We start from the raw sequence: 12819 nt of genomic DNA, 5'->3' as shown, positions 1-12819 counted from the left end.
CGGGCGTCGGGTGGGGTCGGTAGGATCCCGGGGGTGCGCGTTCTTCTTGTGGGGGGTGGCGGGCGGGAGCATGCGCTCGCGCTCGGGCTGGCCGGTGACCCTTCCGTCGAGGCGGTGATCGCGGCGCCGGGGAATCCGGGCATCGCCGCGCTCGCCGAGGTGCGGGCGGTGAATCCGACCGATCCGTCGGCCGTCGCCGGGCTCGCCGTGGAGGTCGGGGCCGATCTGGTGGTGATCGGGCCGGAGGCGCCGCTCGTCGCCGGGGTGGCCGACGCGGTACGCGCCAAGGGGATCCCGGTCTTCGGGCCGTCCGCGGAGGCGGCCCGGCTGGAGGGGTCGAAGACCTTCGCCAAGGAGATCATGACGGCGGCGGGGGTGCCGACCGCCCGCGCCCACACCTGCACCGACGCGGCGAGCACCGCCGAGGCGCTCGACGACTTCGGGCCGCCGTACGTGGTGAAGGACGACGGGCTGGCTGCCGGCAAGGGCGTGGTCGTCACCGAGGACCGCGCCGCCGCGCTGCGCCACGCGCAGGACTGTGGCCGGGTCGTCATCGAGGAGTACCTCGCCGGCCCGGAGGTCTCGCTCTTCGTGGTCACCGACGGCGAGGCGGCGCTGCCGCTGCTGCCCGCCCAGGACTTCAAGCGCGTGGGTGACGGCGACACCGGCCCGAACACCGGCGGCATGGGGGCGTACGCGCCGCTGCCCTGGGCGCCGGCCGGCCTGGTCGACGAGGTGATGGCCGACGTGGTGCACCCGACGCTGGCGGAGATGCGGCGCCGGGGCACCCCGTTCGCCGGGCTGCTCTACGTCGGTCTGGCGCTGACCGCCGCCGGTCCCCGGGTGATCGAGTTCAACGCCCGCTTCGGTGACCCGGAGACGCAGGTGGTCCTGGCGATGCTGGAGACGCCGCTCGCCGGGCTGCTGCACGCCGCCGCGACCGGCACGCTCGCCGCGCACCCACCGCTGCGCTGGCGGGACGGCGCCGCCGTCACCGTCGTGGTCGCCGCCGACGGCTACCCGGCCGCACCCCGCACCGGTGACGTGATCACCGGCGCCGACCGGCCGGGCGTGATCCACGCCGGCACCGCCCGCCGGGCCGCCGACGGCGCGTTGCTCTCCGCCGGGGGCCGGGTCCTCTGCGGTACGGCCACCGGCCCGGACCTCGCCGCCGCGCGGGACGCCGCGTACGCCCTGGTGCGCGGGGTCGAACTGGCGGGCTCGCACCATCGCACCGACATCGCCGCCGCGGCGGTCGAGGGTCGGATCACCATTCCGAACTGACGGGCAACCTCCCACCCCGCCGCCTCCGTTTCAGCGGTGAGGGTGAGGAGGTGGCGGGATTGCCTGCCGACATCGAGGGCTACCGCGAGTACGTCACGGCGCGGCTGGATCCGCTGCGCCGCACGGCGTACCTGCTCTGCGGCGACTGGCACACGGCCGACGACCTGACGTCGACGGCCCTGGTCAAGCTGCTGCGGCACTGGCGGCGGGTCTCCGCCATGGAGAGCCCGGACGCGTACGTCCGGCGTACCCTGCTCCGGGTCTGGCTGGACGAGCGACGCCGTCCGTGGCGGCGGGAGGCCGCCTGGGCGGAGGTGCCCGACCACGCGGTCCGCGCCGGCACCGACGGTACGGCGGACCGGGTCACCCTCCTCGCCCTCCTCGCCGAGCTGCCGCCGCGCCGGCGGGCCGTCCTGGTGCTGCGTTACTTCTGCGACCTGTCGGTCGAGGAGACGGCCCGCGAGCTGGGCTGCACCACGGGGACCGTGAAGAGCCAGTCCGCGCGGGCGATCTAGGCGTTGCGGGGCCGCCTCGTCGCCGCGTCCGCCACCCGGGAGGGACGTACCGATGGATGAGATCTCGACCCAGTTGCGCGCCGTCGTCGCGGACGCGCCCCCCACCCGGATCGACGTCGACGGGTTGATCCGGTCGGAACGGCGGCGACGTCGCCACCGGACCTGGCTGCTCACCGGTACGACGGCGGCCGCCGCCGTGGCGGCGCTCCTGGTGGTGCCGTCGCTGGCCGCCGCACCGGGCCCCGCGCCGACCGTCGCCGCCCGTCGCCGGCCGGCCCGTCGAAGGCCGTCGCGTCGCCGCTCTGTGCCGAGGTGACCCCGAGGCCGACCGGGCCGCAGCCGCCGCTGCAGACCCACGGGACGGTCCGGGCCCGTCCCAACGAGGCGCCTGCCGCCGCCGTGGCCCGCCTGACCGGGGCGCTCCGGGACGCGCTGCGCACCCGGATGCCGGCCGGGATGCGGATCGAACCGGCGCAGCCGGGCTGCACCGAGCCGCAGTTCCAGTACCACCCGAGCTACCGCGAGTACACGGTGGACGGCACGGTCCGGCGGGGGGAAGACTCCGGCTTCTTTCTGCTCCGGGTGAGCCCGACCGGCACCGACCTGGCCAAGCCGGACTGCCAGCAGGCGTACAACACGTTGGACTGCAAGATCACCAGGTTTCCCGACGGCTCGGCGGCCGTGCTCAGCAAGTCGGAGGAGGCGCCCGGCGCACGGCAGCTGTGGGTGCATCTGCTCCGGCCGGACGGTACGTCGGTCGCAGTGGTCACCAACAACTACCGGACCGAGGTGGTCTCGAACCGGGCGAAGATCACGCCGACCGCGGACCAGCCGCTGCTGACCATGGACCAGCTGGTCACGCTGGCCCGATCGCCCGGCCTGACCCTCTACCCGTGACCGGCGGGCGGGGCGCGCCGACCACGCGCCCCGCCCGCCGGGTGCCTCGTCAGAGCATCCCGAGCGCGGCCCCGATCACGGCCTGGGCGGTACGGCTGAGCTCCTCGCCCTTGGCGTCGGTGGCGGTGATCGAGTACTCCACCCGGAACCGGCCGTCCCGGGTGGACGCCACGCCGGCCAGGTAGCCGAACCGGGACCCCGTTTTGATCCACAGGATCTCGCCTCCGGGCAGCGGGAACGCGGTCAGCCCGGCGCTGTACCGGGCCGGACCGCCGGCGACGTCAGGGACCGCGGGCAGGGTGAACATCTCGGCCAGTTGGGCCGGCGGTACGACCCGGCCGGCGAAGAGTGCGGTCATGAACGTGTCCAGGTCGACCAGGCTGGAGATGACGTTGCCGGAGGCCGGGGTGAAGGTCTGGCTCCACGTCGTCGCGTCCACCAGTTCGGTGGCTCCGTCGCGCACGACGGCCTGGTATCCGCGTGCGTGCGGACCGCGGATGCGCGGATCGTCGCCGGGGGCGTACGTGTCCCGCAGGCGGAGCGGACGGGCGATCCGCCGGTCCAGCTCGTGCGCGTACGAGTTGCCGGTGATCTTCTCCACCAGCAGGCCCGCGACGATGTAGCCCATGTTCGTGTAGTGCTGCTTTGTCCCGGGCTCGAACTCGCGGGGGTTGTGCAGGCCGAGCCGCACGATCTGCTCTGGCGTCCACCGGTCGTACCGGTGGGCGAGCTGCCACTCGATCCCCTCCGGCATGGTCGGGCTGGGGATGCCGCTGGTGTGGTCGAGCAGCTGGCGGATCGTGACGGTCGGGTAGTCGGCGGGCAGCAGGCCGGGCAGGTGACGCTGTACCGGGTCGGCCAGGTCGATGCGGCCCTCGGCAGCCAGCTGCAGCACCAGCGCGGCGGTGAAGACCTTGGTGACGCTGCCGATCCGGAACCGGGCGTGCGGCGGAACGGGGGCCTGGCTGCGCAGGTCCCGCACGCCGCTGACGCCGGTCCAGCAGCCCTCCGGGGTGGAGATGCGCACCTGCGCGCTGGTCGCGTCGGCGTTCGGTAACCCGCTGATCGACGCGCGCAGCGGGGCGGGGTCGAGGGTGCCGGGACGGCAGGTGGCGCCCGCCCGGCCGGTGGCGGCGCTGCCCGGAGCGGCCGCGGCGGCGGTGGCGACGGTCAGCGCCAGGCCGAGCGCCGCGACGACGAGTGCGGTACGGCTGTTCGTGATCTTCATGCTCCCGAGCCTGCCGTGCGGGCGGGCTCGGGAGCATCGGGGAGAATCCCCCGGGACACCCGGGACGGTGGCTCCGGGGATACCCGGTCAGCTGTAGTAGCGGCGCAGCTCGCGGGTGAGCACCTTGCCGGTGGCGTTGCGGGGCAGGTACTTCACGAAGACCACGTCCCGGGGGACGGAGAAGCGGGCCAGGTAGTGCCGGACGTACTCGCGGACCGCCTCGGGGTCGAGGGTCTCGCCGGGGTGCAGGCCGAGGAAGGCGGCGAGGCGCTGGCCGTACTCCGGGTCGGGTACGCCGATGACGGCGGCCTCACGGACCTGGGGCAGGCGGGCGAGGAGGTCCTCCACCTCGGACGGGAAGACGTTCTCCCCACCCGAGACGATCATGTCGTCGGCGCGGCCGTCGACGAAGAGCAGCCCCTCGGCGTTGATCCGGCCCAGGTCGCCGGTGTCGAGCAGCCCGTCGCGGGTCTCCCGCCGCGCGCCGGAGGTGTAGCCCTCGAAGAGCATCTCGTTGCCCACGAAGATCCGCCCGACCCGCCCGGCGGGCACCGGCTGCCCGTCGTCGTCGAGGATCTCCAGCCGGGTGCCGTGCGGGGGCCGGCCGGCGGTGGTGGGGGCCTCGCGCAGGTCGGCCGGGGTGGCGATGGACGCCCAGGAGACCTCCGTCGAGCCGTACAGGTTGTAGATCACGTCTCCGTAGACGTCCATGAACCGGGGGGCCAGCCCGCCGGGCAGCGCCGACCCGCTCACCGCCACCACCTTCAGGGGCGGCCGCGGGTCCGGCGGCGGCGCGTCGAGCAGGCGCTGCAGCATCACCGGTACGGCGAAGAGCGCCTCGCACCGGTGCTCCGCGAGCGCGGCCAGCGTGGCGGCCGGCTCGAAGCGGCGGTGCAGCACGATCGTGGCGCGCAGCGCGAACGCCACCTGGAGGGCGGCGTACCCCCAGGTGTGGAAGAGCGGCGCGGCGATCATCACGGTGTCGCGGGCGTGCAGCGGGATGCGGTCGATGATGGACACCAGCGGGCCGAAGCCGTTCGGCGTGGGGCGACGCGCGCCCTTCGGCGTGCCGGTGGTGCCGGAGGTGAGCACGATGGTCCGGCCGTCCCGTTCCGGCGGGCGCAACTGGTCGCCCGGGAGGGCGCCGGCGATCAGCTCCTCCAGGCCGCGTTCGTCCACCCGGTGCACCTCGGCGGGGAGCCCGAGGACCCGCTCGGCGAACTCGTCGTCGTGCACCAGCACCCGGAGCTGCTGCTCCTCGGCGACGGTGGCGAGTTGCGCGGCGGAGAGGCCGCTGTTGACCAGCACCGCGTCGGCGCCGAGCACGGTGGCGGCGACCACCGCCTCGATCAGGCCGTGGTGGTTGCGGCAGAGCACGCCCACCCGGTCGCCGGCCTGCACACCGAGCGCGGCGCGCAGCGCCCGGGCCAGCCGCTCGGCCCGGTCCAGCAACTCCTGGTAGGTCAGTTCGGTGCCCTGGTCGTCGACGACGGCGACCCGGCCGGGGTCGCGGGCGGCGGCCTGCCGCAGCTCGCCGGCGAGGCTCCAGCCCCACTTGCGCAGCGCGCCGAGCTGGGAGGCGACCCGGACCGGCCGGCCCGGGGTGAGCAGCCCGCGCCGGGTCAGCGTGGCCACGACGAACGGCAGGTCCATGTCGTGGGCCTCCTTCGGGTGCACGGAAGCGCCCTCGCAGGGGCCCTTCACCGGAGCGTCGTTTTCCGATCATGCACCGGATGCCGCCACCGGCCCAACCGGCGTCGATCGGGTGCCACCTGACGGGCACCCGCCGTCGCGGAAGCCGCCACCGACGGTGACGGGTCAGCGGATCTGCATGCCGGAGATGGCGCGGGAGATGACCAGCCGTTGGATCTCCGAGGTGCCCTCGAAGATGGTGTAGATCTTCGCGTCGCGGTACCAGCGCTCGACCGGGTGGTCCCGGAGGAAGCCGGCGCCGCCGAGCAGCTGCACCGCCTTCTCGGTCACCGCGACAGCCACCTCGCCGGCCTTCAGCTTGGACATCGAGCCCTCACCGGCGGTGAACGGCCGGTTGTTGCGCCCCATCCAGGAGGCCCGCCAGACCAGGAGCCGGGCGGCGTCGATCTCCATCTTCATGTCGGCCAGCGCGAAGGCGACCGCCTGGTTGGCGATGATGGGCCGGCCGAACTGGACCCGGTCCTTCGCGTAGTCCAGGGCGTACTCGTAGGCGGCCCGGGCCACCCCGAGCGCCTGCGCGCCGACGGTGGGGCGGGACAGCTCGAAGGTGCGCATGGCGGCCTGCCCGGAGGCGCGTTGCCCGGAGCGCGCCCGGTCGAGCCGCTCCAGCAGGGCGTCCCGGCCGCCGAGCAGGCAACTCCCGGGGACGCGTACGTCGTCGAGGAAGACGTCGGCGGTGTGCGACGCGCGCAGGCCCAGCTTGCGCAGCTTGCGGGTGGCGTGCAGCCCCGCGGTGCCCGGCGGTACGACGAACGCGGCCTGCCCGCGCGAGCCCAGCTCGGGTTCGACCGAGGCGGTGACCACGTGCACCCCGGCGATCCCGCCGTTGGTGGCGTACGCCTTCTGCCCGCGCAGCACCCACTCGTCGGTGGCCTCGTCGTAGACGGCGCGGGTGCGCATGGCGCCGACGTCGGAGCCGGCCTCCGGCTCGCTGGTGCAGAACGCGGCCACGGCGGGCCGGTCGACGTCGCCGAAGCACTGCGGCACCCATTCGACGAGCTGATCCGGGGTGCCGGCGCCGTAGATGGCGGCGACCGCGAGGGAGGTGCCGAAGATGCTCAGGCCGATGCCGGCGTCGCCCCAGAAGAGTTCCTCGCTGGCGATCGGCAGTGACAGGCCGGTGGGGTCGGCCCAGCAGGTGGCGATGAACTCGAACCCGTACAGGCCGACCTTCGCCGCTTCCTGGATGACCGGCCAGGGAGTCTCCTCCCGGGCGTCCCACTCGGCCGCGGCCGGGCGCACGACCTCTGCGGCGAAGCCGTGCACCCAGTCGCGTAGATCCCGCTGTTCCTCGTTCAGGTCGAGCGAGAACTCGGCCATGTCAGGCCTTGGGGATGTCGAACAGGTTGGCGATGTTGGCGGCCAGGCCCAGGTCGCCCTTGGCCTTCAGCTTGCCGGTCATGAACATCATCACCGGGTTGGCGCCGCCGGAGACGATCTTCAGGAACTCGACCGGGCCCATGGTGAGGCTGAGCTTCGGGTCGCGGGTCGCGGACTCGTTGACCGTGCAGGTGCCGTTCTCGACGATGACCTCGTAGGTGTCGGTGCCACCGTCGGGGCGACCGGTGATGTTCCAGTGGATCACCGCGTTGGTGGAGCCGGCCCGGTCGGCGCGGAACAGCTGCGGCATCCGGCCGAAGACCTCGCTGAGGATCTTGCCGCGCAGGTCGCCGGACATCACCTCGGCGATCTTGTCATCGGGGGTGGACTTGACGAGCTGGGCGAACTCCTTCGGGCCGACGTTCGCAAAGTTGGCCGGGTCGAAGTCAGTCATGAGGGCTGCACCTTCCGGGGGATTTGGCTACTCGCGCGTAACCTTACGCACGAGTAGGTATGCTCGCAAGGGTGTCCAGCGCCCCCACGTTCAAGCGCCTGCCCCGGGCCGTACGCGAGCAGCAGATGCTCGACGCGGCGGTCAAGGTCTTCTCCCGACGCGGCTTCCACGCCGCCAGCATGGACGAGATCGCCGAGGACGCCGGCATCTCCAAGCCGATGGTCTACGCCTACCTCGGCACCAAGGAGGAGCTCTTCATCGCCTGCCTGCACCGCGAGGGCACCCGGATGACGCAGGCCATCGCCGGGGCGGCCGCGCCGGACCTGCCCGCCGACGAGCGGCTCTGGCGCGGGCTGCGCGCCTTCTTCGGCTTCGTCGGCGCGCACCGGGACGGCTGGGCGATGCTCTACCGGCAGGCCCGGGGCACCCAGCCCTTCGCCGGTGAGCTGGCCGCCATGCGCGCCCGGCTGGTCGAGGTGGTCGCCGGCATGCTCGACCACGCGCTGCGCGCCGAGGGGCGCGAGGTCGGCGAGACCGAGCTGGAAGTGGTCGCGTACGCCCTGGTCGGGGCGACCGAGTCGCTCGCGGACTGGCTCGCCGACCACCCGGAGGCCGACCCGGAGAAGACCGCCACCCGGATGATGAACGCGGCCTGGCTCGGCGCCGGCCAGCTGCTTGGCGGCGCCACCTGGCGACCGCCGGCGAACTGACGGCCGCGCCCCCGACCGCGCCCCGCGCCCCGCGCCCCCGCGGGCCGGGCGGCGTCCCAACCGCGGTAGCCCGGGGCGGCTCATGATCGGGTGCCGATTTCCGACAGCTTCGGCGGCGCGTCGTCGCGGATATTGCGACCCGATCATGAGCGGTGCCGGGGGAGCGGTGCCGGGGGAGCGGCGCCGGTCAGCGGTGGACGGCGGGACGGCGGTGGGCGCGGCGGCGCAGCCAGCGGACCACCTCCACCAGGCCGGTGACCGCCAGCGAGAGCCCGACGCCGGCCAGCAGGGCCCGCACCGGGTCCTGCTCGAAGGCGAGTCCGCCGAAGTAGCCGAGCAGCGCGCAGTAGAGCGCCCAGCTGCCGGTGGCGACCGCGTCGAAGAAGAGGAAGCGCAGCGGCGGGTAGCCGACCGCCCCCATGGTCAGGGTGACGGCGGTACGGCCGCCGGGGATGTACCGCGAGGTGGTGAGGATCGACCCGCCGCGCCGGTCGACGGCCCGCCGGGCCCACTCCGAGCTGGCCCGGCGCCGGCTGTGCGCGGGCAGCCGGGCCAGCCGGTCGGCGCCGCCGCCCCGACCGATGGCGTACGAGACGTGGTCGCCGGCCAGGGCGCCGAGCCCGGCCGCCACGATCACCGCGACCAGGTTGGGCTCGCCACCCGCCGCGAAGACCCCGGCGGTGATCACCACCGTCTCGCCCGGCACGGCCGGGAAGAACGCGTCGACCGCGGTGACCGTGAAGATCACCAGGAACACCCACGGCGAGGTGACCGTGTGGTGGAACAGGTCGAGCACGGACTGCATGACCTCATGCTGGGCGCTGGACCACCGGCCGCGGGCCGAGTCGCCGGATCAGCCCCGGAACCGACGGCCAACCCCTGCGTCGTTCAGCGGACGGTGCCGACCAGGTGCGGACGGCCGCTCCGCGCGTCGTGCAGGGCGAAGTCCCAGGCCGGGGTCGCGCTGAAGGCCACCGTCGTCGGCAGCGGCACCGGCAGCTTGAACGACACGTCCACCGTGTACGCCTCCGGCAGCCGGCTCTCCAGCGCCGCCAGGCAGCGCGCCTTGCTCCACATGCCGTGCGCGATCGGCCGGGGGAAGCCCAGCAGCCGCGCCCCCAGTCGGGAGGTGTGGATCGGGTTGTGGTCGCCGGAGACCCGGGCGTAGTCCGTACCCACCCGGGGGGAGACCCGCCAGTGCGCCGTGGCGGCCGGCGGCGCGGGGCGCTCACCCCGGTCGCGCCGGTCGCCACCGCCGGGCGTGCGCTCCTTGCCGAGGTACGTCGAGACGCCGCGCCAGACCTCCTCGCCCCCGACCGACCCGACCAGCACCACGTCGATCTGCCGCCCCCGCTCGTGCGGGCGCAGGTTCTCCGCGTGGGTGGTGAAGTCGAGCGCCTCACCGGCGTCGAGCGGCCGGTGCACGGTGATCCGGTTGCCGACGTGCACCACCCCGGTCAGTGCGATCGGGAACTCCGGCGTGGTCATCAGCCGCAGCGAGAGCGGGAAACCCATGATGTGCGGGTACGTGGCCGGCAGCCGGTCGGCCAGCCGGAACCCGCAGACCCGGTCGTAGTCGGCCAGGTGCGCCCGGTCGACGGTGATCCCGGCGACGGCCAGCTCCACCTGCGGCGGCGCGTCCGGCCGGGCGGACCGGCCGATGACGGGCAGCGCGTCCCGCAGCGCCCGCCGGTAGAGCGCCCCCTGTGCCGGCATCCGGTCCAGCTCGACCCGGGCCCGGCCGGCCGGGGCGGCGTGCGCCGACAGGTCCTCCGTGGCGTACGCCGACAGGTCGTGGGTGGCTTCCAGGCTCACGTCGTGCTCCGACGCGGCGGCCCGGACGGCGGCCAGGTCCGCCGCCGAGATCACCTCGGTCGGCCCGTCGATGAGGTCTCCGACGGAGAGGTTCTCCGTCGGGCCGTCCTCCGGTCGTTGCCCTCGCTTCGCCATCACGCCCCCAGCAGGCTCTGGCCGCAGACCCGGACCACGTTGCCGCTGACCGCGCCGGAGGCCGGCCAGGCCAGCCAGCCGATGGTCTCCGCGACGTCCACCGGCAGGCCACCCTGCGCCATGCTGTTCATCCGGCGACCCGCCTCGCGCAGCGCCAGTGGGACGCGGGCGGTCAACCGGGTCTCGATGAACCCGGGCGCGACGGCGTTGACGCTGATCCCGCGCCCGCGCAGCACCGGGGCGAGGGAGTCGACCAGGCCGATCACCCCGGCCTTGCTGGTGGCGTAGTTGGTCTGCCCCCGGTTGCCGGCGATGCCGGCGATCGAGGAGACCGTGACGATCCGCCCGCCGGACGGGATCAGCTCCCGCTCCAGCAGCACGTCGTTGATCCGCTCCTGGCTGGAGAGGTTCACGTCGATCACCGAGTCCCACCGGCCGGCGTCCATCCGGCCGAGGGTCTTGTCCCGGGTGATCCCGGCGTTGTGCACCACCACGTCCACCCGGCCGTGCCGGGTGGCCAGGTGCTCGGCGAGCCGGGCCGGCGCGTCCGGGGTGGTCAGGTCGAGCTGCACGGCGGTGCCGCCGATCTCGTTGGCCACCGCGGCCAGCTCGTCGCCGGCCGCTGGGATGTCCAGGGCGACGACCTGCGCGCCGTCGCGGGCCAGCACCTTCGCCAGCGCCGCGCCGATGCCCCGGGCCGCCCCGGTGACCAGGACGACCTGACCGTCCAGCGGGCGGTCCCAGTCCGCCGGCGGCTCCGCGTGCCCGGCGCCCACCCGGACCACCTGCCCCGAGACGTACGCGGACCGACCGGACAGGAGGAATCGGAGGGTCGACTCCAGGCCGGTCAGGGTGCCCGCGTCGCCCTCCTTCGTGACGTACACGAGCTGGGCGGTGACGCCCCGGCCGAACTCCTTGCCGATGCTGCGGGTCAGGCCCTCCAGGGCGCGCTGGGCGGTGGCCCCGCGCGGCGAGTCGCACTCGGCCGGCGGGGTGCCCAGCACGATCACCCGGCCGCTGGGCAGCACCGAGCGGGCCTGCGGGTGGAAGAAGTCGTACAGCTGGCGAAGCTGGGTGGAGTCGGTGATGCCGGTGGCGTCGTAGACCAGGGCGCCGTACCGCTGGGGGGTGCCGTCGGCGGCGGTGGTGCCGGCCACGGGATCGCGCACCTCGACCCCGGCGAAGGTCAGGATCTTGCCGACCGGCTCGCCGAGCCGGCCGCCGGTGGCCGCGCCGAGCAGCGCCGGCCCGGGCAGGAGCGGGTCGCCGGGCGTGTGCCGGCGCAGTCGCGGCGGGTCGGGCAGCCCGAGGCGCTTGACCAGCGCGCGGCCGGCCCCCGATTGGACGAAGCTCGCGTACCTGTCGGTCATAGGCGTAGCCTACTGGCCAGTAGGTTGTGGGCAAGTCCTGAAACGGAGGCGGGATCGTGCAGAGCATCCGGCGGGTCGCGGTCATCGGCGGCAACCGCATCCCCTTCGCCCGGTCCAACTCGCGGTACGCGAGCGCGTCCAACGCCGACATGCTCGGCGCCGCGCTGGACGGACTCGTCGCCCGCTTCGGCCTGGCCGGCCAGCGGGTCGGTGAGGTGGTCGCCGGCGCGGTGCTCAAGCACGCGAAGGACTTCAACCTCACCCGCGAGGTGGTGCTCGGCTCGAAACTCGACCCGCACACCCCCGCGTACGACATCCAGCAGGCCTGCGGCACCGGCCTGGAGGCGGCCATCCTGGTCGCCAACAAGATCGCCCTCGGGCAGATCGACGTCGGCATCGCCGGTGGCGTCGACACCACCTCCGACGCGCCCCTGGCGGTCAACGAGGACATGCGCCGCACCCTGCTCAAGCTCAACTCGGCCCGCACCCTCGGCGAGCGGCTCAGGATCGCCGCCAAGCTGCGCCCGCACCAGCCGTTCAAGCCGGAGATCCCGCGCAACGCCGAACCCCGCACCGGGCTCTCCATGGGCGAGCACGCCGCCCGCACGGCGGTGCGCTGGCAGATCGACCGGCAGGCCCAGGACGAACTGGCCCTCCGGTCGCACCAGCGGCTCGCCGCCGCGTACGACCAGGGCTTCTTCGACGACCTGATGACGCCCTACCTCGGACTGACCCGGGACCAGAACCTCCGCCCGGACACCACCCTGGAGAAGCTCGGCTCACTCCGGCCGGTCTTCGGCGCGAAGGGCCCCGACGCCGACCAGGCGACCATGACCGCCGGCAACTCCTCCCCGCTCACCGACGGCGCGTCGACCGTGCTGCTCGCCTCCGAGGAGTGGGCGCGCGAGCACCACCTGCCGGTGCTGGCCTGGTTCAGCTTCAACGAGGTGGCCGCCGTCGACTTCGTCCACGGCGACGAGGGACTGCTGATGGCTCCCGCGTACGCGGTGCCCCGGATGCTGGCCCGGGCCGGGCTGACGCTCCAGGACTTCGACTACTACGAGATCCACGAGGCGTTCGCCTCGCAGGTGCTGGCCACCCTGGCCGCCTGGGAGTCGCCGGAGTTCTGCAAGGACCGGCTGGGGCTGGACGCCCCGCTCGGCTCGATCGACCGGGACCGGCTCAACGTCAACGGCTCCTCGCTCGCCGCCGGGCACCCGTTCGCCGCCACCGGCGGCCGGATCGTCGCCACCCTGGCCAAGCTGCTCGCCACGAAGGGCAGCGGCCGGGGACTGATCTCCATCTGCGCGGCCGGCGGGCAGGGCGTCACGGCGATCCTGGAGCGCTGAGGGTTGCCTCGTCCGGTGCGGTGCCGACC

General features: G+C 74.0%; 13 protein-coding genes. 6 read left to right on the top strand and 7 right to left on the bottom strand.

Going from position 1 to position 12819, the window contains the following annotated elements; translation table 11 throughout:
* The first annotated feature begins 33 nt into the window (after positions 1-33).
* The 4 genes from purD to V6U79_RS08175 are packed head-to-tail and all read left to right on the top strand — an operon-like array spanning position 34 to position 2696.
* Entirely contained in the window at positions 34-1284 is a 1251-nt protein-coding gene (purD, locus tag V6U79_RS08190) for a phosphoribosylamine--glycine ligase (protein ID WP_334524675.1), read from the top strand.
* A gap of 59 nt (positions 1285-1343) precedes the next feature.
* Positions 1344-1799: a SigE family RNA polymerase sigma factor gene (locus V6U79_RS08185; RefSeq protein ID WP_334614169.1), complete on the top strand. Its 456-nt coding sequence runs from the start codon at positions 1344-1346 to the stop codon at positions 1797-1799.
* Positions 1800-1851: 52 nt separating this feature from the next.
* Positions 1852-2115, top strand: coding sequence for a hypothetical protein (locus tag V6U79_RS08180; RefSeq protein WP_334614098.1), 264 nt, complete (start codon positions 1852-1854; stop codon positions 2113-2115).
* On the top strand, positions 2112-2696 hold the full coding sequence (locus V6U79_RS08175) for a hypothetical protein (RefSeq protein WP_334614097.1): 585 nt from the start codon (positions 2112-2114) through the stop codon (positions 2694-2696). The genes V6U79_RS08180 and V6U79_RS08175 overlap by 4 nt, the downstream gene beginning before the upstream one ends.
* 49 nt (positions 2697-2745) lie before the next feature.
* Here the strand turns inward: V6U79_RS08175 and V6U79_RS08170 are convergent, their stop codons facing one another.
* The 4 genes from V6U79_RS08170 to V6U79_RS08155 all read right to left on the bottom strand — a co-directional run bounded on the left by V6U79_RS08170 (position 2746) and on the right by V6U79_RS08155 (position 7411).
* Positions 2746-3924, bottom strand: a complete 1179-nt coding sequence (locus V6U79_RS08170; protein ID WP_334614096.1) for a serine hydrolase domain-containing protein — start codon at positions 3922-3924, stop codon at positions 2746-2748.
* A gap of 87 nt (positions 3925-4011) precedes the next feature.
* Entirely contained in the window at positions 4012-5577 is a 1566-nt protein-coding gene (locus V6U79_RS08165; protein ID WP_334524683.1) for an AMP-binding protein, read from the bottom strand.
* 165 nt (positions 5578-5742) lie between these two features.
* Positions 5743-6957, bottom strand: a complete 1215-nt coding sequence (locus V6U79_RS08160) for an acyl-CoA dehydrogenase family protein (RefSeq protein ID WP_334524686.1) — start codon at positions 6955-6957, stop codon at positions 5743-5745.
* Position 6958: 1 nt separating this feature from the next.
* Positions 6959-7411 carry an SCP2 sterol-binding domain-containing protein gene (locus V6U79_RS08155; protein WP_334614095.1) on the bottom strand — a complete coding sequence of 151 codons (453 nt, stop codon included), beginning with the start codon at positions 7409-7411 and terminating at the stop codon, positions 6959-6961.
* 71 nt (positions 7412-7482) lie between these two features.
* Here V6U79_RS08155 and V6U79_RS08150 point away from each other — a divergent pair, with 71 nt between their 5' ends.
* Positions 7483-8121, top strand: a complete 639-nt coding sequence (locus V6U79_RS08150; protein ID WP_334524692.1) for a TetR/AcrR family transcriptional regulator — start codon at positions 7483-7485, stop codon at positions 8119-8121.
* 187 nt (positions 8122-8308) lie between these two features.
* On the opposite strand, the gene V6U79_RS08145 is transcribed toward V6U79_RS08150, so the two are convergent.
* From V6U79_RS08145 to V6U79_RS08135, 3 genes are all read right to left on the bottom strand, one after another.
* Positions 8309-8926 (bottom strand): DedA family protein, encoded by a 618-nt coding sequence (locus V6U79_RS08145; protein WP_334614094.1) that lies wholly within the window; start codon positions 8924-8926, stop codon positions 8309-8311.
* Between the two features lie 83 nt (positions 8927-9009).
* On the bottom strand, positions 9010-10071 hold the full coding sequence (locus V6U79_RS08140) for a MaoC/PaaZ C-terminal domain-containing protein (protein ID WP_334614168.1): 1062 nt from the start codon (positions 10069-10071) through the stop codon (positions 9010-9012).
* On the bottom strand, positions 10071-11441 hold the full coding sequence (locus tag V6U79_RS08135; protein ID WP_334524698.1) for a 3-oxoacyl-ACP reductase: 1371 nt from the start codon (positions 11439-11441) through the stop codon (positions 10071-10073). Before V6U79_RS08135 ends, V6U79_RS08140 begins: the two co-directional genes overlap by 1 nt.
* 56 nt (positions 11442-11497) lie before the next feature.
* Between V6U79_RS08135 and V6U79_RS08130 the strand changes: the two genes are divergently transcribed.
* Entirely contained in the window at positions 11498-12790 is a 1293-nt protein-coding gene (locus V6U79_RS08130; RefSeq protein ID WP_334614093.1) for an acetyl-CoA C-acetyltransferase, read from the top strand.
* The last annotated feature ends 29 nt before the right edge of the window (positions 12791-12819 follow it).

The organism is Micromonospora psammae, from assembly GCF_036902725.1.
GTDB lineage: Bacteria > Actinomycetota > Actinomycetes > Mycobacteriales > Micromonosporaceae > Micromonospora.
Note: the sequence above shows the minus strand (reverse complement) of the source record. Positions and strands in the feature narration are given on the sequence as shown.

Bases quoted from the DNA above. Each gene is read 5' to 3' on its own strand.
- V6U79_RS08180 (WP_334614098.1), top strand. From the start codon at position 1,852: ATGGATGAGATCTCGACCCAGTTGCGCGCCGTCGTCGCGGACGCGCCC.
- V6U79_RS08170 (WP_334614096.1), bottom strand. From the start codon at position 3,924: ATGAAGATCACGAACAGCCGTACCGCACTCGTCGTCGCGGCGCTCGGC.
- V6U79_RS08165 (WP_334524683.1), bottom strand. From the start codon at position 5,577: ATGGACCTGCCGTTCGTCGTGGCCACGCTGACCCGGCGCGGGCTGCTC.
- V6U79_RS08160 (WP_334524686.1), bottom strand. From the start codon at position 6,957: ATGGCCGAGTTCTCGCTCGACCTGAACGAGGAACAGCGGGATCTACGC.
- V6U79_RS08155 (WP_334614095.1), bottom strand. From the start codon at position 7,411: ATGACTGACTTCGACCCGGCCAACTTTGCGAACGTCGGCCCGAAGGAG.
- V6U79_RS08145 (WP_334614094.1), bottom strand. From the start codon at position 8,926: ATGCAGTCCGTGCTCGACCTGTTCCACCACACGGTCACCTCGCCGTGG.
- V6U79_RS08140 (WP_334614168.1), bottom strand. From the start codon at position 10,071: ATGGCGAAGCGAGGGCAACGACCGGAGGACGGCCCGACGGAGAACCTC.
- V6U79_RS08135 (WP_334524698.1), bottom strand. From the start codon at position 11,441: ATGACCGACAGGTACGCGAGCTTCGTCCAATCGGGGGCCGGCCGCGCG.